We start from the raw sequence: 21,749 nt of genomic DNA, 5'->3' as shown, positions 1-21,749 counted from the left end.
ACCCATGAAACGCTTGGCTGGCGTTATACTGTTCAGTGTTATCGGCTCTTCTCTACTTAATGTGGTAGCCACTGCCAACGACACGGGGCCGACTGTCTCTTATGCCGCGCCTGATGGCGAAATGATGCAATTGGATAACGGCGTCATACTCGAAGGCAGCGATTTAAGCAGTCTTGATACCTACACGTCGGGGTTTCGCCTCACGGCGGGTTTTAGCCCCTGGCAGCTTCCTCGTCTTGATATCGGTGCTGAAATCGCTTACCGCGAAAGCGAAGAAGTCCCCATTGCCTCCAGTATGTCACCTTTAATCATGGATACCTTGAGTCTGGGTGGCGCCATCATCGCCGGGATTCGCTTGGGCGCCTTTAGCGTGTACGCCAAATCAGGCCTTACTGAATGGCGTGGCGATACCGACCAACCGCAAGGCGCTGATGAAGGCGGCACTGCCTGGCTGCAAGGCTTTGGTGCCACTGTCACCATCAACCGCCTGATCACCCGGCTGGAGTACGAACGCGTCGATGCGCCAACGTTAAGTCACCTCAACCATGTAAGCGCATCGCTGCATCTGCCGTTTTAATTTAGCCTCTTCAAAGCTTACCGCTGGCCTTCTTCAGGCGGCGTCCACACCGGCACATCCTCACGCCTGGGTTCGTGCCACTCCTGGCTCATGGCAATATTCAACGACTCCTCGAGCTTCATAAACAGCTCGCCATAGCGCGGGCTAAAGCTGATACCGCCTTCGATCTCTTTCCAGGCCTCAAACAGCTCATCTTCGTGGGCTTCTTCGTTTTGAACAAACGACCAGGTCATCTGTTTTGCGCGCATGGGATGCACGCCCATGGCAGTCAGTGCGTGGCCGCCAAGTTCCAGTGCTGAATGGTAGGTCTCGCTGACCACATCATCGGCTCCGGCGTCGCGCAGCTGATAACCATGGCCACGGTCAAAGGCGCGGGCCAGTATCCACACATTGGGGTAGTAATGTTTTACATGTCGGATCATTTGTACTGCGCGCTCACGATCATCAATGGCAACTACCAGCAGCCGGGCATTCTCGATACCTGCCTGCTCTAGAAAGTCTGAGCGGCTGGCATCGCCAAAATAGCTTTTGATATTGATGCGCCGAGAGTTTTCGATCTGTTCATTTTCCAGGTCCAGCACCACCATTGGGATGTTATTCGCCCGTAGCAGGCGGCAGACAATTTGCCCAAATCGCCCGACCCCGGCCACGATAACCGGCGCCTGTTCTTCAATGTCATCGGCGTCGCGGTCATTCTCTTTATCGCTACGATAACGTGGCAACACCAGGCGGTCATAAGCGATAAATAAAAGCGGCGTTAAAAACATCGAAAGCGCCACCACCAGGGAGAGAATTTGCGCAGTATCGGATGGGATGACGCTGCTTTGTACACTGTAGGTTAGCAACACAAACCCAAATTCCCCGGCTTGAGCCAGGCTCAGCGCAAACAGCCAGAAGTTACTCCCACGGATCTTAAACAGCCAGGCAAGCACCAACAATACGATGGCTTTAACCGCGATGACCGTTATACCCAAGGCAACGACGGTGACCCACTCAGCCGCCAATACTTCAAAATTAATTCCGGCGCCCACGGTAATAAAGAAAAGCCCTAACAAAAGCCCTTTAAATGGCTCGATATTGGCTTCCAGCTCATGCTTGAACTCGCTATTGGCAAGTACCACGCCAGCTAAAAACGCTCCTAATGCAGGTGACAGATTCACCAGGCTCATCAATGCGGCAATGCCGATCACGATCATAAGCGCGGTAGCGGTAAATATTTCCCGCAGCCCGGCCCCGACCACATAACGAAAAAGCGGCGGCCCAAGGTAATAGCCACCGGCAATAACGGCCGCCACGGCACCGATCACCACCAGGGCATGGACCCAGCCGGACAGGTGCGCCACCAGATTGAAGCTGCTGTGGTCATCTACGCCGCCAGCCCCCATTAACTCAGGTAGCGCCAGCAGCGGAATCAGCGCCAGCATGGGAATAACGGCGATATCCTGAAATAACAGAACGGAAAAGGCGCTGCGACCACCTTCGGTCTTGGCGAGCCCCTTCTCGTTGAGGGTTTGCAGCACAATCGCTGTAGAGGAAAGCGCAAATATCAGCCCTACTGCTAGCGCCGTCTGCCAGACCAGACCCAGCCAGAAGGCGATAAGGGAACCGGCGACGGCGGTAACGACCACCTGCAGGCCACCAAGCCCCACCAGCCGTACCCGCATGGCCCATAGACTTTTAGGATCAAGCTCCATGCCTACCAAAAAGAGCATCATTACCACACCAAATTCAGCAAAGTGCTGAATGGTATTGGTCTCCTGCCCTACCAGGCCAAATACCGGACCGATGGCAACACCTGCCACGAGATAGCCCAACACTGACCCCAGCCCAAAGCGTTTGGCCAGTGGCACCGCGATGACTGCCGCCAAAAGGTAGACAAATGCTTGAATAAAATAGGCCGTCATGCCCCGCTCCTTAGATCCAGATAGCCGTATAGTAGTCTATTACCGCTTTCGAATAATCCACTTCGTTTTAATCTCAACATCTTCAAGTGCTTGACTTTTCCATCATTCAATATACTGTACTAGTACGCTAGTACACCATTACGTTAACGGTCCATGTTCATGTCTACCGATTACTCGTCATTAAATGCTCTCTCTTCGCCTGATACCTATCAGGCTGAGTTAATTGATTACCTATTGGCAATGGATAGCCCGGACGCTATGCATGAGACGCTTAACCGCCTGCTGACACCTGCGGAATATCAGGAAATTAGCAAGCGACTGCAAATTTTTAACTTGCTGCGTGACGGCGTACCTCACCGCAGGATTGCGGAAATCCTAGGCGTGGGAATTGCTACCGTCTCCCGCGGTTCACGTGCGCTCGGTACTTCACCCTCGACACTGGAGCGCTGAATCATGATGAACCAGACAACGACCCAATCCGCTACCGGTCCGCGTCCTTTTACTCTGCCGCGTAAGCCCCACTATGTCACGCTGGCTGCAGACTGCGATTTTTTTGCGCTGTTCAAGAAAATAGAGAGGCAGTTCGACACCTGCTATATGCTGGAGTCGCTTGGCGAAGATAGCCATATCGCCCGTCACTCCATCATTGGCTTTGACCCTGAATACACGATTTACGCCAACGGCCAAACGCTAAGTATTGAAGACCGTAAAGGTAGCGTCGAGCATTACCCAAGCGACAACCCTTATGAGCTGCTGCGTAGCCTGATACCCCAGAATATTATCTCGCGGAAATATGCCGGCGGGCTAAGCGGCTATCTGGGCTACGATGCCATGCAGTATTTCGAACCCACGCTTTCGCTAAAAGCCAGTGCCGACTTCGATACGTTTCGATTCGGGCTCTACAAGGACGGCTTGATTCTCGACAAGATGACCGGCGAGGTGACCTACTTCTATTACGACCACAGCCGCTTTGAGTTTCTGCAATCGCTGATCGACGCCGACAACGAGCCAAACGGTGAGCTGAAAATCACTGCCCTTGGCGACACCATGAGCCAGGCAGAGCACGCCGCGGCGGTCGCGAAGGTTAAGCAGGATATTATTGACGGAAAAGTGTTTCAGTGTGAGGTGGGCTTTAAAAAGCGCTTTCGTGTTGAGGGCGATACGGTCGCTCTGTACGACCAGCTTCGAACCATTAACCCTTCACCCCAGATGTACTACATGAAGTTTGGCGAACAAAAGCTGATCGGCGCAAGCCCTGAGCTTCTTTTCCGCCTGCGCCAGGGAGAAATGGAAACATTTCCTCTGGCCGGCACCACCACACGTGGCCGTGATGCTCAAGAAGACACCCAATTGGCCAGGGCGCTATTGAATGATCCTAAAGAGATTGCCGAGCACAACATGATCGTCGATCTACACCGCAATGATATTGGACGGGTTGCCCAGTTTGGCACGGTAAAGGTGCGCAGCCTCATGGATATCAAGCGCTTTAGCCACGTTCAGCATATTTCCAGCGAAATTGTGGGCATTATTGCCGAGGGCGAAGACATGTTTAGCGCCCTGGCCAGCAATTTCCCTGCTGGAACGCTCACCGGCGCACCCAAGATTGAAGCCATGAAAATTATCGATGATCTGGAAACCGACGGCCGAGGCCCTTACGGCGGTGCGGTGGGCCAGTTCTCGTTTAACGGCGACTGCACCTTTGCCATTCCTATCCGTACCGTGTTTGTGAACGGCGAGCGGGCTTATGTACAAACCTGCGGCGGCAACGTGTTTGATAGTAACGCTGACGATGAGTATGAAGAGATTCGGCGTAAATTTGCCGGCACGCGCAAAGCCTTGGCCCCCTTTATGGAATCGGAGAACCCAGCATGAAAGTGTTGATCATCGATAACTACGATTCATTTACCTACAACCTGTATCAGTTTATTGGCGAGATTCTCACCACGGAAAAAAACCGTGGCTCGCTTAGCGACTTTGACATTATCGTGGAGCGCAACGACCAGATTGAATTTGCCGATATTGTCGCGATGGCACCGGACCGCATCATTATCTCCCCTGGCCCTGGTTCACCGGATGATCCGCGTTACTTTGGCGTATGTGCCGAGGTGATTAAAGAGCTGGGTAAAACCACACCCCTACTGGGCGTTTGCTTAGGCATGCAGGGCATTGTGCATGTGTTTGGTGGCAAGGTGGTAAAAGCGCCGTTACCCATGCATGGCAAGATCAGTCCGGTTACCCATGACCAACAGTCAGTATTCATGGGCGTGCCCGACCAGCTTGAGGTCATGCGCTACCACTCGCTGATTGCTCACGCCGACTCATTGCCCGACTGCCTGCAGGTTACCGCCGCCGTAGGCACTCTAAATGTCGATGCGTTTGAACAGCGCACCCAGTGGGGCGCATCAGGCGAGTTTGAGCTAATGGGAGTCAAGCATCGCGACTACCCGATTCATGGCATTCAGTTTCATCCGGAATCCTTCGCCACAGAAGGCGGCAAGGAGCTGATTGCCAACTTTCTTCTCACCCCCTGATGGTTAATGCTATTTAAACCATAAAAAATGCTGAATATCGCCTTGAGGCAATATTCAGCATATAGCACATCTATTTTACTTCTGGCTTAACGTACGACTGGCTTAACGGCCCTTGCCCTCATCACCCAAGGTAAACGAGGGCGGGTCGCTTGCTGGAAAGGTGTCATCAACCATCTCATCGATATCGCTTTCCGTCTTTCCGCCGTTCATTTGATCCGCTGAGTAAACCGTATAGTTATCGGCAATTTGCCACTGACCATCAACCTCTTTCAGGTCATGCCTTTCAAGCCAGATACAGCTACCGTCTGCTTTTTTTAACTCGACTTTTGTTTCAGCACTTGCATCTGAAACGGTACCTAACGTGCTCCCATCCTGGGTATAGATAGTGGCATCCTGAAGCTCACTTTGCGCCATCTGAAGATCCTCCATTGATAGACAAGTATCAACACCTTAGTTGGCATCTTACCGATTGGGCAAGGTCGTTGAGGCAATTTTACCTTATCGCAACATTCTGATTATACAATATGATTCACTTAGCGCTTTGATTTGGGCCTGGAAGCATTGCCACGGGCAGACGGCTTGCCCGGCCCTGGCCGCCCTTTCCCTGCTTGCTTGCTGCCGCGTTTGCTCTGACTGGCGGGCTTCCCAGTTGTTGCGGTTTTCGCCTTGGGGGATGCCTTACCGACAGCGGTCGGTTTACCTTTGCTACCTGCACGCGGTTTACCAGAAGCTGCCTTGCCCGAGCCACTGGTTTTCGCATTCCCGCCCGAGGAGCCCTTACGTGCATTCTGGTCACTTTGCACACGCGGCTTGGCTTTCTGCCTGGCGGGCTTTTGCGGTGCTGGAGCTGCCTCTGAGCTCTCGGTCAGCGCGACAATGGTGTCGATCTCTTTGGGCGTCAAATCACGCCAGTCACCCAACGCCAGCCCTTTAAGCGCTACGTTCATGATCCGGGTACGAATCAGTTGGGTAACCTCGTAACCAAAGTACTCGCACATGCGGCGAATCTGGCGGTTCAGGCCTTGTACCAGAGTAATCGTAAATACAAAGGTGGATACCTTTTCCACTTTGCACTTCTTGGTCACTTGACCCAGGATCGGTACGCCCTTCTGCATTCCCTCGACGAACTCATCGGTGATCGGCTTATTCACCGTCACCTGGTATTCTTTTTCGTGATTGTTGTTGGCGCGCAGGATCTTGTTAACCAGGTCACCGTTATTGGTTAAAAAAATCAGCCCCTGAGAGTCTTTGTCCAGTCGGCCGATGGGAAAGATGCGCGCGCCGTGCTTTACGAACTCAACGATATTGTCTTTTTCGCTGGATTCCGTGGTGCTCACGATGCCCACGGGCTTATTGAGTGCAATCAGGATCAAATCTTCTTCTTCCTGAGGCTCAATTTCCTGGCCGTTTACCTTTACCCGATCACCCGCAACGACCTGGTCGCCTGTAGTTGCCCGGCGGCCGTTGATCCACACATTGCCCTGTTCCACAAACCGGTCGGCCTCCCGGCGCGAGCACAGGCCGCTTTCACTGATGTATTTATTGATTCGGGTCGATTTTCGTAATGACATAACTCGCCGTAAGGCTAAAAGTGGTTAAAGGTGCCGTTAAAAAGAGGAGCCCGGCTGTTTTAAAAAGGAGACTTCTTCGTCGGTTGATGTTCGCCCCAGCAGCGCATTGCGATGCGGATAGCGGCCAAAACGGTCGATAATCGCCTTATGGCGAATTTCAAACGTCAGGTTGTCTTCCAACCCTGGCTGATCAAACAGTTCAAGCGCCAAGGCATGAATCGCTTTGGATTCACTGTGCATATAGGGCATATACAAGAAGTTGCGCTCCTCAGGGCTTAGCGTTGCATCTGCTTTTGCAGCAAGCGCCTCCTGGGCCAACCCAAGCGCCAGCGCATCCCAGGCAAAAGCGCGCGCTTCACCACGGTACATGTTGCGCGAAAATTGATCGAGCACAATGACTTCAGCCAAGCGGCCCCTTGGGGTATCCCGCCAATGGTAGCACTCACACCGGGCAACCTGGGCATGCAGTGTTCCAAACCGTGACACAATGGTACGGTCCATCTCGGGGTCTTTCTTGAACCACTGGGCAGGCGTTAGTTCTTCAAACCAGAAGTTCAGTACTGCTTGGGCATCTGGGTGCATTAGCCAGCTCCTTACGCGTGAATGGATACTGCCAGCAGTGGCTGGCAGTACCATAACTTCAATGGCCAGGCATTTAGCCTGTATTGCGTAGCCCGGCGGCAATGCCCGCCATTGTCACCATTAACGCCCGGGAAAGGTCGGCGCTAATCGCCCCGTCAGCGTCGCGGTTACGCTGTAAAAGCTCGGCCTGTAGGCCGTGCAGCGGATCAATGTAGGGGTTGCGTACATCAATGGCCTGGCGAATCAGAGGTGTATTCTCAAGAAGCTCTTCCTGCTGGAGAATATCCAAAAGTGCGCTTTCCAACCGCGCGAAGCGCTCGCGCAGTTCCTTGCCCAGCGCCTTTAACGAAGGCTCATCCACCAGGCGGTGCTCATAGTAAGCGGCAATCGCAGTATCGGCTTTGGCAAGCAGCATCTCCAGCATGTCCAGATAAGTGCCGAAAAACGGCCAGCGATTGCGCATTTCCTGAAGAACTTCCAGACCGCCGGGCTCTTCCAGGCGGCGGGCAAAGGCTTCACCGCTGCCTAGCCAGGCGGGAAGCATCAGGCGGATCTGTGTCCAGGCAAAAATCCAGGGAATGGCACGCAGCGTCTCGACCCCGCCATCCTGGCGCCGCTTGGCGGGCCTTGAGCCCAGCGGCAGGCGGCCAAGCGCGCCCTCCGGGGTTACCGCGCGGAAATAGGGTACGAAGTCCGGGTTTTCACGCACCACGCCGACATAACCTGCATGGGCAATGCTGGCAAGGTTGTCCATCTCTTCGCGCCACCGGGGCTCAGGCGCCGGGGGCGGCAAAAGTGTGGCTTCAAGCACCGCACAGGCGTAGATCTCCATGGAGCGCAGTGCGATATCCGGCTGGCCGAACTTGAAGCGAATCATCTCGCCCTGCTCGGTTACCCTGAGGCTTCCGTTTACCGAACCCGGCGGCTGGGAAAGAATCGCGGCGTGAGCGGGGCCGCCACCACGGCCAACCGTACCGCCACGACCGTGGAACAGGGTCAGATCCACGCCATGGCGCTCGCATACGTCAACCAGCGCCTCCTGGGCCCGGTACTGCGCCCAGGCGGCGGCGAGCTGGCCCGCATCCTTGGCGGAGTCCGAGTAGCCGATCATGACCTCCTGGCGATCGTGAATCAGCGCGCGGTACCCCGGCAGTGACAGCAGCTGTTCAATGACGCTGCCGGCGTGATCAAGATCATTAAGCGTTTCAAATAGCGGAGCAATGGGCAGTGTGGCCTGCCCGCCCACCTCTTTCATGAGCAGCGCCACGGTCAACACATCCGAAGGTTCGCCCGCCATGGAGATGATATAGGTGCCTAGCGCCTCAGTATGTTCTTGGGCAATCACCTTGAAGGTATCCAGCACCTCACGGGACTCGGCGGAGCACTCCCAGTGGCGTGGGATCAGCGGGCGTTTTGAGGCAAGCTCTTCAAGCAGAAACTCCTGACGCTTGGTTTCATCCCACTCTTGGTAGTGTCCGATGCCCAACGCGTCGGTCAGCTCTTCGATCACCTGGGCGTGGCGGCTGGCTTCCTGGCGCAGGTCCAGCTTGGTCAGGGAAACGCCAAACACCGCCACACGGCGCAACGTATCCAGCAACGAGCCATTGGCAATGGTATCCAGCCCCACATCGCACAAGGAGCGGTAGCAGGCCAACAGCGGCGCGTAGAGCTGGTCGCGAGTTTCAATAATGGGCCCGCCATCATAATTGCGGCCATCCAGCGCGGCCTTGGCCCAGTCGCGGGTCGCTTCCATCTTGAACAACAGCCGTTTAAGCAGCTCACGGTAGGGTTCGGCCACATCGCCCACTTCGGCTTTCAATGCGCTGTTGGCCTTCCACATGGAAAGCTCGGTCTTGAGCTGCTCAAGATCACGCAGGTAAAGGTCAGCCGCCATCCAGCGCCCTAACAGCAGCACTTCCCGGGTCACTTTTGCCGTGACGTTGGGATTACCGTCGCGGTCACCGCCCATCCATGAGGCATAGCGAATAGGCGCGGCATCCAGCGGCAGACGTTCACCAGCGGTTTCCAGCAACAGGTTATCCAGGTCGCGATGGAAGTCGGGTACCGCCTGCCAGAGCGAGTTTTCAATCACCGCGAAGCCCCACTTGGCTTCATCTACCGGCGTTGGCCGTTCATGGCGAATTTCATCGGTGTGCCAGGCCTGGCTAATCAGCTCTTCTAACCGGCCCTGGGCACGTATGCCCCGCTCCGGGTAGTCGCTGGAGCCTTCAATAGCGGTCAGGCATTCGTCAATGGCATCGTATTTTTGAATCAGCGTGCGGCGAATAACTTCCGTGGGGTGCGCCGTCAGTACCAGCTCGACACGCATTTTTGCCAGGGTTTCGACCAGCTTGCGCGGCGAACTGCCCGTCTGTTGGGCGCGTTCCAAAAGCTCACCCAGCGCCGGCTGAGAGCCGGGCTTATAATCCTCCACTCGGCGAAAACGCGCTCGGTAATGCTGCTCGGCAATATTGGCAAGGTTCAAGAACTGGTTGAAGGCACGGGTAACGGGCAACAGATCCCGCTCAGGTAGTTTGCGCAAATACTCGATCAGTTCACGCTGTTGCAGTGAATCCCCTTGGCGCCCCCGCTTGGCGTGCGCACGAATTGTCTCAATCTTATCGACAAATGCCTGACCCAAGTCGTCCGCAATCGTGCGGCCCAGGCTATCACCCAAAATACGTACATTATCGCGCAGCGATTCGTGTAGGTCGTGACTCATCGGCATGGCCTCCTAGCGGGTTCGCATCTTTATTAGGTTAATATGAGAAATATTATTCTTGGTCTTTGGCCGCCTGCCAGTGGGTCTCCATTTCCTCCAGTGAGGCCTTTCCCAGCGGGCGATGCGCAGTATTTAGCGCGTGCTCGACATAACGAAAGCGGCGTTCAAACTTGTCGTTGGTGCCGCGCAGGCATTGCTCCGGGTCGGCTTTCAGCTTACGGGCCAGGTTGGTCACTGCAAACAGCAGGTCGCCCACCTCTTCCTGGGCATGTCGCGTATCACCGGCGGCCAGGGCCTGCTCTACCTCGGCAAGCTCTTCACGAATTTTATCTACAACACCCTCAGCATCGGGCCAGTCAAAGCCAACCCGGGCGGCACGTTTGGAGAGCTTGGCGGCACGGCTCAATGCGGGCAGCGTACGGGGCACGTCATCCAGCACGGAAGGTGCATCAGCAGCACGCTCGGCGCGCTCTTCCGCCTTCAGTGACTCCCAACGGCGGTTAACCTGCTGGGTTTGTAGTTCTTCAGCGCTAACCCCTGGTGGCCTGCGCGAGCCAAGCGTGCCCTCTGGAAACACATGGGGATGGCGGCGCAGCATCTTGGCCGTCAGCGTATGCACGATATCGTGAAAATCGAACCGCTGCTCTTCTGCGCCAAACTGGGCGTAATACACCACTTGAAACAGCAGGTCGCCAAGCTCTCCGGGCAGTTCGTCAAAAGCGCGCCGCTCAATGGCATCGGCGACCTCATAGGCCTCTTCCAAGGTATGTGGCACGATACTGTCCCAGCCCTGCTGGATATCCCACGGGCAGCCTTGTTCCGGGTCGCGCAAGACCTGCATCAGGGTCAGCAGATCATCCAACTCATAGCGCATTATCCACCCCCCCGGCCCGTATCTTTTTCGGGGTCTGCGTTTCGCAGGCGGCGCACTTCGGTCACGTTCGGCAGCTGCTGAATACGCGAGAAGAGCCGTCCCAGCGATTCAAGGCCGTCCACCTCCAGAGTGATGCGTAAACGGGCAATACCTTCATCGGTATCAGTGAGGGTATTTACCGCGAGAACGTTTACCTTTTCATTACCTAGAAGCCCCGTTACATCACGCAGCAGCCCCGAGCGGTCCCAGGCCTGAATTTCGATGGTCACCGGGTAGCGTGTATACGCTCGCTCGCCCCACTCCACTTCAATAATGCGTTGGGGTTCTTCCATGCGCAGCTGAAGAATATTGCTGCAATCCTGGCGGTGTACGGTCACGCCGCGCCCCTGGGTAATAAAACCCACAATCGGCTCGCCCGGCACTGGCCGACAGCAATTGGCCATGCTGGTTTTAAGGTTGCCCACGCCCAAAACGGTAATATCACTTTTAGGCGTTTTGCTGGGTAGTCGCCGAGGTTTGGCAAGCAGCCGGTCCAACTGCTCCTGGTCATCGGTTTCCCCAAACAGCTGCTGCGCCTGGTGAAGCACCTGACCAATACGCAGATCGCCCGCGCCGATGGCGGCGTACATATCATCGGCGTTCTGGTAATTGACCGCCGCCGCCAGCTTGGGGAGATCCAGTCCATCGACATCAAGACGGCGCATTTCGCGTTCAAAAAGCGAGCGCCCCTCTTCCAGGTTTTGATCCCGCGCCTGGTGCTTGAACCATGCCTGGATCTTGGCGCGCGCGCGTGACGTGCGCACATAGCCAAGGCTTGGGTTCAACCAGTCACGGCTTGGCCCACCTTTGGTGGCCGTCAGAATTTCAACTTGCTGGCCGGTTTTAAGCTGATAGGTCAACGGCACGATGCGTCCGTTGATCTTGGCACCCCGGCAGAGATGCCCGATTTCGGTATGCACCCGGTAGGCAAAATCAATCGGGGTGGCGACACGCGGCAGGTCGATCACGTGGCCATCCGGGGTAAACACGTAGTTGCGATCCGGCGCCACGTCGCTTGAAAGGCCTTCGCGCAGGTCGCCAAAGCCACCCACTTCGTCCTGCCACTCAAGCACCTGACGCAGCCAGGCAATCTTCTCTTCGTAGCTACGGCTCTTGGCGTTGGTGTCGTGGCCCTTGTAGCGCCAGTGTGCGCACACACCAAGCTCCGCATCGTCGTGCATGGCAAAGGTGCGGATCTGGATCTCGAGCACCTTGTTCTCCGGCCCGACCACGGCGGTATGCAGCGACTGATAACCATTCTTCTTGGGATTGGCGATGTAGTCGTCAAATTCGTCCGGCACGTGGTGCCAGCGGGAATGCACAATACCTAAAACGGTATAGCAGTCCGTCACTTCGGGTACCAGAATACGCACCGCGCGGACGTCGTGAACTTCAGAGAAATCGATCCCCTTGCGCTTCATCTTGCGCCAGATCGAGTAGATATGCTTGGCCCGGCCGCTCACATCATGATGGGTAATATGCTGGGCTTCCATCAACGCTTTGAGCGTTTCCACCACATCATGGATATAGCGCTCGCGGTCGAGGCGTTTCTCGGCGAGTAGCTTGGCAATCGCCTTGTACTCGTCTTCATGGAGGTAGCGAAACGACAGGTCCTCTAGTTCCCACTTGATTTGACCAATACCCAGGCGGTGGGCAAGCGGCGCATAAATATCGGCCACTTCCCGGGCGACCTGAAGGCATTTTTCAAGCGGGGCGTCTTTGACCTGACGCAGTGCACAGGTGCGTTCGGCAATCTTGATCAGTGCAACGCGAACGTCGCCCACCATATTGACCAGCATCTTACGCAGGTTTTCCTGCTGATTGTGCTGAGCCATGCCATGATTGGGGGCCAGAGGGTAGCTGATGGCAGCCATCTGCAAGACGCCGTCAATCAAGTTGGCCACTTCGCTACCAAAGCGTTTGCTTACGGCCTCAAGGCTTAACAGCCCTTCGCGTACAGCACGGTAGAGTACTGCTGCTTCCAGGGTGGGCTGGTCAAGCTTTAGCTCGGCCAGAATGTCCGCCATTTCAAGCCCCATACGAAAGCTTGCTCCCGGCGATAGCCACACACGATGCGTTCGAGGTGCCTCTCGCTCCAGCTGTCTAGCCAGCTCACAAGCTTCGATTAGACGCTCGGGCTCGCGTAAGCGCACATCTTCCTGCAGGCGCGTTAACCATTGTTGTATGTCTACCTCGCCGCCGTCCGTCAGCGGTTGGTCTTCACGCACTTTCACCATGACTATAATTCATCCGTTCAAGGAATTAGCCCGTTACGGCTAACTCCGTGGCTTGATGCGATGGGCAGGCTAGCCCTCGTACTCAAACAGCATCAGCGTTTCCATATGTGCAGTGTGCAGGAACATATCGGCAACCGCCACTTGCTTGATACGATACCCAGCATTCACAAGATGCGCCGCATCACGGGCAAGCGTTGCGGGATCACAGGACACATAGGCAAGCCGGGGCACTGGGTAGCGGCCAAGCGCCTGGCAGACAATTTCGGCACCGTTTCTAGGCGGGTCAAGCACCAGCGCATCAAACGGGGTCTGCGCCTTCAACAACGCCTTGACCGTATCGCTATCGCTCAAATCGGCCTGCTGAGCGTTGACCTCCACCTGATTACGCGCAGCGTTAGTCTTGATCCGCGAGACCATTGTTGAGCTACCTTCAACGGCATGCACTTTGGCCCCTTTGCCTGCCAGCGGCAGACTGAAATTCCCCATCCCGGCAAACAGATCCAGAATGTGCTGGTCAGGTTCGGGCGAAAGCCATTCGACAACCCTGGCCACCATCAGCTGGTTGACTTCAGCGTTAACCTGCAGGAAGTCGCCGGGCGCAAAAGTAAGCACGAGCGGCGCCTGCCCCTCTATGCATAGCGTTTCCTGCAAAGCCGGTACGGCGCTGTACCAGTTAAGCTCGGTGGTTTCACGCCCCGCCCAGGCACCCAGTGAGATCGACTGCTGCTCAGCAAACGTCTGCCAGCGCCTGGCATCCCCGGCATGCTCTTTAAGCTGGCGCACCAGCAGCATGCTTTCAGAATCGTTGGCCAATAGTTCAATATGACCGACAAGCTTCGGTGCCTCAAGAGTGGTTATAAACTCCCGTAAAAAAGGCAAAAGTTTTTGTAACGGGGTGACCAGTACATGGCACTGCTCAATATCTACCAGGCGATGGCTATGGGCGGCGCGAAAACCCAGCAGTACACTACCCTGCCCATCAACCTTGACGCCCAACCGTGCACGGCGCCGGTAGTGTTCGGTGCTACCTGCCAGCAAACCGATGGTATCCAGGTGAATGCCCTGGCGGGCAAACAGCTCACGCAGCACTTCTAGCTTGTGGGCACGCTGGGCTTCAATATTCATATGCTGTAACTGACAGCCACCACATTGACCAAAATAACCGCAAGGAGGCTCAACACGCTGTTCCGAGCGGTGTAGCAGCGTTTTTACATGAGCTTCATCAAACCGCTTGCGGTTAATGTGTACGGCGACCTCAGCGCGCTCACCGGGCAGCGCCCGATCAATAAACACCGTCTTGCCTGCCGCGTCATGGGAAACGCCCCGGCCGTCGTGGGCCAATCGTTCAATCACCAGCGTACCGCTATGTTCTGCAGCGGATGCCGGTTTAGCGGCTGGCTTGCGCGTCAGTCCCGATTTGCCTGATGCAGCGCGCGAAGGACGCCGCTTACCCAGCATGGCCATTTATAGCTCCGGGCCAAACAGGCCCATTGAGAGGTAGCGATCACCTCGGTCACAGACAATAAACACGATCACCGCGTTTTCGACTTGCTCAGCAATACGCAGTGCGCCCGCCAGGCTGCCACCCGACGATACCCCGGCAAGAATACCTTCTTCGCGGGCCAGACGGCGCATGTTGTCTTCCGCCTCTTGCTGGCCAATATCCAGTATGACATCCACACGCGGGGCTTCAAAAATAGCCGGCAGGTACTCTTGGGGCCAGCGGCGGATCCCCGGAATGCTGGCGCCATCGGAAGGCTGCAGACCGACGATCTGAATCGCGGCGTTCTGCTCCTTGAGGTAACGCGAGACACCCATGATGGTGCCCGTGGTACCCATGGAGCTTACAAAATGAGTCACTTCCCCATTGGTTTGCCGCCATACTTCAGGACCAGTAGTACGGTAGTGTGCCAAGGGGTTGTCCGGGTTGGAAAACTGATTCAGCGGCTTGCCTTCGCCCTTAGCAATCATGGCATCGGCAATATCACGTGCCTCTTCCATGCCACCGGCCTTACTGGCTGAAATCAACGTGGCGCCGTAAGCCACCATTGCCTGCTTCCGCTCTTCAGAGGCATTTTCCGGCATCACCAACACCATTTTGTAGCCTTTGATCGCCGCTGCCATGGCGAGCGCAATGCCTGTATTTCCCGATGTTGCTTCAATCAGCGTATCGCCTGGCTTGATATCGCCACGCGCTTCGGCTTCGTTGAGCATGGACAGTGCAGGGCGATCTTTTACTGAACCGGCAGGGTTATTGCCTTCAAGCTTGGCAAGCAATGTGTTGTTACGCCCGGCCGTAATCCGCTTCAAGCGCACCAGTGGCGTATTACCAACCACATCCTCTAGCATGGGATAATTCATCGCACGTTCCTTATCATTACCGTTATGCTGCATTATATCGGTGCTGCCTTACGCTGGACAGGCAACCACATTGAATCAGCGAGCTTCTTTCATGTCTTTAAACACGCGTTTGCTATTCGCGCTACTCGGTTTTCCGCTTTTGGTTTACACCATGATGGCCATCTTACTGATGGTTCAAAGCGCGTCCGCCGAGCGAGACGCCCTTAAGGAGCGTCTTGAGGATGCGGGCCAACTGTTGGCGCCGAGCCTTCAGATTGCCATGGCCGATGCCAACCCGCAGCGCTTGGAAAGACTCGCCCGCGAGCTACTTGATCACCACGGGCTTAACGCGGTGAGCCTTTTCGACGAACAGGGCAACCGCTTGCTGGTACTGGGGCGCGCTGGCGCGCCCTCCCAACGCCTGACGCCGCCCCTTTCATCGCATGTAGAAGAAGAAGACAACTTGTGGCGGTTGCTGGTACCACTCAACAGTGTTCTGATCGAAACCCCAAGCGTTTCCGGCACGGGCTGGCTGGAGGCTGAGGTAGACACCCGCCAGCTTACGCTTGAACGTTATAAACTTCTTGCCAGCCTGAGCCTTGGCGGCATGCTGCTGGGGCTGCTGCTCTTTCTCGTGGCGTTTGCCGTAAGTCGCTATATCACCCGGCCGATTGAGGATGCCAACCAGGCTCTGTACCGACTGTCCCGTGGCGACTATCGGCTTCATTTGACGCCAGCCAAGCCGACCGAGCTTCGTCAGCTGGCGGTGCATGTCAACAGCCTAGCCGAGCATTTTCAACAGGCCCAGCGCGATATGCAAAACCAGATTGAGCAGGCAACCAGCGAATTGCAGGAATCAATGGAAACCATTGAGGAGCAAAATATCAAGCTGGACCTGGCTCACCGCAGTGCCCTGCGCGCCAATGCTGTCAAGTCGGAATTTTTGGCCAATATGAGCCATGAGATTCGCACGCCGCTTAACGGCATTATCGGTTTTTGTCGTCTTCTGGGCCGTTCAACGCTGAATACTCGTCAGCAGGAGTGGCTAGAGCACGTCCATCGCGCCTGCGATAACCTGTTAATGCTGGTCAATGATGTCCTCGATTTTTCAAAGCTGGAGGCGAACCGCCTTACTCTTGAAGAGGCGGATATTGATATTGTATCGCTGCTGGATGAAGTGGTCGGCCTGCACGCACCCGAGGCTCAGCGCAAACGCCTGCACCTGGTCGCCATGGTTTACGATGACGTCCCTACACCGCTGACCGGCGACCCGCTGCGCATTCATCAGGTTCTGAGCAACCTGGTAGGCAATGCACTGAAATTTACCCCCGCGGGGGAAGTTATTGTCCGCGTGATGCTGGACACTCAGGAAGGCCAGCATGTAGTGCTACGTATTAGCGTCAGCGACACAGGTATTGGCTTGAGCGAAGAACAGCAAAAGCAGCTATTCAGCGCCTTTGCCCAAGCCGAACCTAGCCATTCGCGCCAATTTGGCGGTAGTGGCCTTGGGCTGACCATCTGTCGTCAGTTGATTGAGCGCATGGGCGGGGAAATTGGCGTTGAAAGTGAGCTTGGCCAAGGCTCGACGTTCTCTTTCACCCTGCCACTTCTGGCAAATCAGAGCGGAGAGCGCGCCCCCGAGCTTACCCTGGAAACCCCCTTGGTCCGTTTATACGAACAACACCTCCCTACCCGGCATGCACTGGAGTATCTATTAGAGCGCTGGGGCGCCATTCCCATGGCCTTTACTGCCAATGGCCAGGAAGACCTGCTGGTGCTAGGCCTGGAGGAAGAGGAGTTTACAGAAGAGCAATGCGCCTATTGGCAGCAGCTGATTGAACAGGCTGGCTGCCCCGCCCTGATACTAGCCAATACGACCAGCTATGATTTACCCCCATGGAAACTGCCTTATGGCGGTGAAATGCTGTGTAAACCCTTCACCCGTGTTCAGCTAGCCACGGCATTGCGCCATTTGTTTCAGCCAGTGCAAAAAGAGCCTGTTTCCATAGATGCGCCCTCCTCCAAACCGGCTATTGCTGGTGCCATCAATATCCTGATCGTGGATGACAATGCCTCGAACCGTGAACTGCTCAAGGCCATGCTTGAAACAGAGCAGCTTCACGTTACCCTGGCAGGCAGTGGCCAGGAGGCGCTGACGTTTGCGATGAACCATACAGCAGATATCGTGCTAATGGATATTCGCATGCCAAGTATGGATGGCGTTGAAACGGCTCAGGCGCTTCGGCGTATCAATAACCAATGGTCACGCTGCCCGATTATTGCCGTTACCGCTCATGCATTAAGCAATGAACGCCAGCAATGGCTGGCCGCTGGGCTTGATGACGTACTCATAAAACCAATCGATGAAGACCAGCTTCAACAACTGCTGCAGCGCTTTTTAGGCGTGGTAGCTTCACCCGGACCCCGCACAGCCCTTCAGGCTCAAAAGCCTTCAAACGCACTGCCTATCACTGAAGCACTGCCCACCACTGACCTAGTCTTGGGCACACGGCTTGCCGGAGGCAAGGAAAGCCTGGCGTACCGGCAGCTTCTACGCTTGATTGATAGCCTGGATGAAACGGAGCAGAAAATAGTCTCGGCTTTTGATGAACAGAACCTAGAGGCCCTGATTGACGAGGTACATGGGCTGAATGGCGCCAGTCGCTACTGTGGCGCCCCTGAACTTGCCTTGCTGGTGGAAGCACTAGAAACCCGGCTACGCACCAGCGGCTTGAACCATGCCGACGGCCTGCTTAAAGAACTTTATAGGGCCATGCAGCGTCTGCGTGCCGAGCGCTCAAGGCTGCTTGATGGTCTTGGCAACCAAGCGCCCTAAGCGCTCAGCGCTCTATAACGACAAAGGCTACGGCGTACTCAGCTTCATCGCTTAACGTGATATGGCTGGCAGTGGCGCCGGATGCCTGCATGAGCCGCTCGGCTTCCTGGCTTAGCTTCAGATAGGGTTTGCCCAGCGCATCATTGAGCACCTGAATATCGCCCCACTGCATTCCCCCCCGAAGACCAAGCCCCAGCGCTTTGACAAAGGCTTCTTTGGCTGCAAAGCGCTTTGCCAGGTAGGCCGTAGGCTCGCCCTTTAGCTGCCATACGGCATACTCATCGGCACCCAGAATACGTTTGGCAAAGCGAGGGCCATGGCGTTCAACCGCTTGAACAAAACGTGCAACCCGGGCGATATCCGAACCGATTCCTACAATCACTGCCTAGTGACCGCAGCAGTTGTGGTGGACATGGCCATCCTCGTGATCGTGTTCATGATCGTGAGCATCCAGTGCGGCCATTAACCCGGCTTCCTGACCGGCAATAATCAGGCGTTTCATCTCTTGCACGGCTTCTTTAAGACCCACAAACAGCGCACGCGCAATAATCGCATGGCCAATGTTCAATTCGTTGACACCAGGCAGTGCCGCAATGGCTTCCACATTATGGTAGTGAAGCCCGTGACCTGCGTTAACCACCAACCCAAGCGACACTGCCTGCGTGGCAGCCGCCGTCAGGCGTTCGTACTCGGTGTTGGCAGCCGGGCTGCCCGGTTTTGCTTCAGCATAAGCCCCCGTATGAAGCTCAATGGTCGGGGCACCCGCACGCTCGGCAGCCTCAATTTGCGTTTCATCAGGATCAATAAACAGCGATACGTCACACCCAGCGTTCTTGAGCCGTTCACATGCCTTGGCAATATCTGCAAAGCCGCTTACGACGTCCAGCCCCCCTTCGGTGGTCAACTCCTCGCGCTTTTCAGGTACCAGGCAAACGTGAGCTGGACGGATTTCTTCGGCCAGCGCCAGCATTTCCTCGGTCACCGCCATTTCAAGATTCATACGCGTATTGAGCACTTCTGCGAGCAGCCGCACATCCCGGGGCTGAATATGGCGACGGTCTTCGCGCAGATGTACGGTAATACCGTCAGCGCCCGCTTCTTCGGCAACCAGCGCCGCCTGCACGGGGTCTGGGTAACGGGTGCCACGGGCTTGGCGCAGGGTAGCAATGTGGTCAATATTAACGCCAAGTAAAATACGAGGAGGATGCATAGCGGTCTCCAATCCAAAAAGTCGTAAACGTAAACTATGGCTGACGCCGATGGGCCATGGCCAGCATGAGTTCCCGGGAACGCAAAGCAGTAGAGCCTAAATGCGGCGCAAGCGCAGCCCGCATAACGGATTTCAGCGCGTTCGCCAAACCCACATGGTCCCAATCACCCTGTTCAATATAACGCAGCGTACGCCCCTCAAGCCCTTGGCCTGAAGGTAAAAAAGCGCGGCTTTGAGAATCGAACCGGTAGCGAGTCTGTGGATCAAGCATGTGACCCTCGGGCGTGCAAAAACGCGGGGTGGCTTCAAGCGACTCAAGCAGCGCCCACTCGTAACGACGCAGGCCTAAGGCGCGCTCGGCAGGCTTAGGCAATGCCTCCAGAAGAGCGGTATAAAAGGCGAAAACATCCGCCGCAGGGAGCTCCAGCGGCAGTAGCCGCGTGGCGATTTCATTGGCGTAAAGACCGCACAATAACCCTTCACCCGCTAAAAGCGCCGTTTGCCCACGCGACTCCATCAGGGTAAGCCGCTTCAACTCACGATCACCGCGCCAGCTGACAAACAACGGTGTAAATGGCTGCAGACGTTGGCGCGACTTGGACCCCGGCCGCTGCCCGCCATGGGCAACGGCGCGTATACGGCCATTATTGAGCGTTAACAGATCCACTAACGCGCTGGTTTCACGGTAAGGCTTGCGGTGTAGTAGGAATGCTGGCTCCGCTGACATGGCGGTGCTCAATCGAGATCGTAACCCAAGCTTTTCAATGCGCGCTCGTCATCCGACCAGCCGCGTTTCACCTTAACCCACAGGTTAAGCATTACCTTGGTGCCCAGCGCACGCTCCATATCCAGACGCGCTTCGCGACCAATACTCTTGATCCGGTCACCGTTTTCACCGATCAGGATCACCTTCTGCCCCTGGCGTTCCACCAGAATCAGGGCGCTGATATGGGTGACCCGTTCGGTTTCGCGGAACTCTTCAATTTCTACCGTCATTTGGTACGGCAGCTCGTCACCCAGCTGACGCATGACTTTTTCACGCACCAGCTCCGCGGCCATGAAGCGCAGGCTCTTGTCGGTAATCTGGTCTTCGGGGAAGAAGTGGACGCTTTCCGGCAGGTACTTGGCGACTTCCTCTTCCAGCGTATCAACCTGAGTGCCGTGCTTGGCTGAAATAGGTACAACGGCTGCAAATTCACGCCGCGCGCCCACGTCAGCAAGCCAGGGCAGTAGATCCCCCTTGTCCTGCAAGCGATCAACCTTGTTGACCGCAAGAATCACCGGCGCTTTGACGTGCTCAAGACGCTTAAGTACCGCCTGGTCTTCGTCAGTCCAGCGGGTGCGGTCAATAATAAACACCACACAGTCAACATCACGCAGGGCCTGGGTCGCCGCCTGGTTCATAAAGCGGTTGATCGCTTTGTTGCGGTCTTTCGACATGATGTGCATGCCGGGCGTATCCACGTAGATAAACTGCGTGTCATCGACCGTCTTAATGCCCATTACCTGGTGGCGCGTTGTTTGCGGGCGCCGTGAAGTAATTGAGATTTTCTGCCCCAGAATTCGATTCATGAGGGTTGACTTGCCTACGTTTGGCCGTCCAACGATGGCCACAAAGCCGCAGGATTGGCTCATGATTTGTCTCCTGGTTTTTTCTCAAGGTACGAAAGCGCTTCTTCGGCCGCCTGCTGCTCAGCATGGCGGCGGCTAGGGCCTTTACCGGTGGTATGCTCGCTTAGTAGATCAATGTAGCACTCCACGGTAAAGGTCTGGGCATGCGCCTCGCCCTTTACAGAGACCACTTCATAACGCGGTAGCGCCGCCTGGCGCGACTGCAAAAACTCTTGTAAGCGTGTTTTGGGGTCTTTCTGGGTATCTTGCAGCGAAATACTCTCAAGTCGTTCGGCATACCAGGACAACACCTTTTCCCGGACAACATCCATACCAGCGTCCAGATAAATCGCACCGATAATCGCCTCGACTGCATCCGCCAGAATCGACTCGCGGCGGTGGCCACCGCTTTTCATTTCTCCAGACCCTAAGCGCAGACATTCGCCAAAGGTCATTTCTCGGGCAAGCTCAGCTAGCGTCTGGCCTTTCACCAACCGCGCCCGGAGGCGCGACAGCTGGCCTTCTCTCGCCTGGGGAAAACGCTGAAACAGGGCTTCCGCGATAACGAAATTAACAATCGAGTCACCCAGAAATTCCAGGCGCTCATTGTTGCGACCACCGTAGCTTCGGTGCGTCATGGCCAGCTCCAAAAGCGACTCGTCGCCAAAGGTGTGGCCGATTCGTCGGCAAAAAGCGTTTAAGGAATTACTCACAG

Annotated in this window: 19 protein-coding genes; 5 read left to right on the top strand and 14 right to left on the bottom strand. The window is 55.8% G+C overall.

Annotated features, from left to right (window positions below):
- The first annotated feature begins 4 nt into the window (after nucleotides 1–4).
- Entirely contained in the window at nucleotides 5–577 is a 573-nt protein-coding gene (locus tag ELY25_RS12480) for a hypothetical protein (protein ID WP_185856253.1), read from the top strand.
- A gap of 17 nt (nucleotides 578–594) precedes the next feature.
- Here ELY25_RS12480 and ELY25_RS12475 read toward each other — a convergent pair whose 3' ends face one another.
- Nucleotides 595–2,481 carry a monovalent cation:proton antiporter-2 (CPA2) family protein gene (locus tag ELY25_RS12475; protein ID WP_126951606.1) on the bottom strand — a complete coding sequence of 629 codons (1,887 nt, stop codon included), beginning with the start codon at nucleotides 2,479–2,481 and terminating at the stop codon, nucleotides 595–597.
- Nucleotides 2,482–2,640: 159 nt separating this feature from the next.
- On the opposite strand from ELY25_RS12475, the gene ELY25_RS12470 reads away from it, so the two are divergent.
- From ELY25_RS12470 to ELY25_RS12460, 3 genes are read left to right on the top strand one after another with little or no spacing between them, the layout of a single operon-like run.
- A complete protein-coding gene (locus ELY25_RS12470; protein WP_126951605.1) occupies nucleotides 2,641–2,931 on the top strand; it encodes a Trp family transcriptional regulator in 291 nt (96 codons plus the stop codon).
- 3 nt (nucleotides 2,932–2,934) lie between these two features.
- On the top strand, nucleotides 2,935–4,353 hold the full coding sequence (locus ELY25_RS12465; protein WP_422822381.1) for an anthranilate synthase component I family protein: 1,419 nt from the start codon (nucleotides 2,935–2,937) through the stop codon (nucleotides 4,351–4,353).
- Nucleotides 4,350–5,012 carry an anthranilate synthase component II gene (locus ELY25_RS12460; RefSeq protein WP_126951604.1) on the top strand — a complete coding sequence of 221 codons (663 nt, stop codon included), beginning with the start codon at nucleotides 4,350–4,352 and terminating at the stop codon, nucleotides 5,010–5,012. Before ELY25_RS12465 ends, ELY25_RS12460 begins: the two co-directional genes overlap by 4 nt.
- Before the next feature lie 102 nt (nucleotides 5,013–5,114).
- Here ELY25_RS12460 and ELY25_RS12455 read toward each other — a convergent pair whose 3' ends face one another.
- The 8 genes from ELY25_RS12455 to cysM form a co-directional block, all read right to left on the bottom strand.
- Nucleotides 5,115–5,426 carry a hypothetical protein gene (locus ELY25_RS12455; RefSeq protein ID WP_126951603.1) on the bottom strand — a complete coding sequence of 104 codons (312 nt, stop codon included), beginning with the start codon at nucleotides 5,424–5,426 and terminating at the stop codon, nucleotides 5,115–5,117.
- A 119-nt stretch (nucleotides 5,427–5,545) separates the two neighbouring features.
- Complete coding sequence (rluF, locus tag ELY25_RS12450; RefSeq protein ID WP_126951602.1) at nucleotides 5,546–6,583, bottom strand: 23S rRNA pseudouridine(2604) synthase RluF; 1,038 nt, start codon at nucleotides 6,581–6,583, stop codon at nucleotides 5,546–5,548.
- Between the two features lie 36 nt (nucleotides 6,584–6,619).
- Nucleotides 6,620–7,165, bottom strand: coding sequence for a DUF924 family protein (locus ELY25_RS12445; protein WP_126951601.1), 546 nt, complete (start codon nucleotides 7,163–7,165; stop codon nucleotides 6,620–6,622).
- A gap of 73 nt (nucleotides 7,166–7,238) precedes the next feature.
- A complete protein-coding gene (gene ppc / locus ELY25_RS12440; RefSeq protein ID WP_126951600.1) occupies nucleotides 7,239–9,887 on the bottom strand; it encodes a phosphoenolpyruvate carboxylase in 2,649 nt (882 codons plus the stop codon).
- Between the two features lie 52 nt (nucleotides 9,888–9,939).
- Nucleotides 9,940–10,761: a nucleoside triphosphate pyrophosphohydrolase gene (gene mazG, locus ELY25_RS12435; RefSeq protein WP_126951599.1), complete on the bottom strand. Its 822-nt coding sequence runs from the start codon at nucleotides 10,759–10,761 to the stop codon at nucleotides 9,940–9,942.
- The gene (relA, locus tag ELY25_RS12430) at nucleotides 10,761–13,037 is read right to left on the bottom strand and encodes a GTP diphosphokinase (RefSeq protein WP_126951598.1); all 2,277 of its coding nucleotides are present in this window, start codon (nucleotides 13,035–13,037) and stop codon (nucleotides 10,761–10,763) included. Before relA ends, mazG begins: the two co-directional genes overlap by 1 nt.
- A gap of 69 nt (nucleotides 13,038–13,106) precedes the next feature.
- A complete protein-coding gene (gene rlmD / locus ELY25_RS12425) occupies nucleotides 13,107–14,501 on the bottom strand; it encodes a 23S rRNA (uracil(1939)-C(5))-methyltransferase RlmD (protein ID WP_126951597.1) in 1,395 nt (464 codons plus the stop codon).
- A complete protein-coding gene (cysM, locus tag ELY25_RS12420; RefSeq protein ID WP_126951596.1) occupies nucleotides 14,502–15,398 on the bottom strand; it encodes a cysteine synthase CysM in 897 nt (298 codons plus the stop codon).
- A 91-nt stretch (nucleotides 15,399–15,489) separates the two neighbouring features.
- Between cysM and ELY25_RS12415 the strand changes: the two genes are divergently transcribed.
- Nucleotides 15,490–18,213, top strand: coding sequence for an ATP-binding protein (locus tag ELY25_RS12415; protein WP_126951595.1), 2,724 nt, complete (start codon nucleotides 15,490–15,492; stop codon nucleotides 18,211–18,213).
- Between the two features lie 4 nt (nucleotides 18,214–18,217).
- On the opposite strand, the gene acpS is transcribed toward ELY25_RS12415, so the two are convergent.
- From acpS to rnc, 5 genes are read right to left on the bottom strand one after another with little or no spacing between them, the layout of a single operon-like run.
- Nucleotides 18,218–18,595 (bottom strand): holo-ACP synthase, encoded by a 378-nt coding sequence (acpS, locus tag ELY25_RS12410; protein WP_126951594.1) that lies wholly within the window; start codon nucleotides 18,593–18,595, stop codon nucleotides 18,218–18,220.
- Between the two features lie 3 nt (nucleotides 18,596–18,598).
- On the bottom strand, nucleotides 18,599–19,423 hold the full coding sequence (gene pdxJ, locus ELY25_RS12405; RefSeq protein WP_126951593.1) for a pyridoxine 5'-phosphate synthase: 825 nt from the start codon (nucleotides 19,421–19,423) through the stop codon (nucleotides 18,599–18,601).
- 34 nt (nucleotides 19,424–19,457) lie between these two features.
- Nucleotides 19,458–20,150 carry a DNA repair protein RecO gene (gene recO, locus ELY25_RS12400; protein WP_126951592.1) on the bottom strand — a complete coding sequence of 231 codons (693 nt, stop codon included), beginning with the start codon at nucleotides 20,148–20,150 and terminating at the stop codon, nucleotides 19,458–19,460.
- 8 nt (nucleotides 20,151–20,158) lie between these two features.
- Nucleotides 20,159–21,058: a GTPase Era gene (gene era, locus ELY25_RS12395; RefSeq protein WP_126951591.1), complete on the bottom strand. Its 900-nt coding sequence runs from the start codon at nucleotides 21,056–21,058 to the stop codon at nucleotides 20,159–20,161.
- On the bottom strand, nucleotides 21,055–21,747 hold the full coding sequence (gene rnc, locus ELY25_RS12390) for a ribonuclease III (RefSeq protein ID WP_126951590.1): 693 nt from the start codon (nucleotides 21,745–21,747) through the stop codon (nucleotides 21,055–21,057). The genes era and rnc overlap by 4 nt, the downstream gene beginning before the upstream one ends.
- Nucleotides 21,748–21,749 lie beyond the last annotated feature (2 nt).

It is taken from the genome of Vreelandella populi, assembly GCF_003989825.1.
Classification (GTDB): domain Bacteria; phylum Pseudomonadota; class Gammaproteobacteria; order Pseudomonadales; family Halomonadaceae; genus Vreelandella; species Vreelandella populi.
Note: the sequence above shows the minus strand (reverse complement) of the source record. Positions and strands in the feature narration are given on the sequence as shown.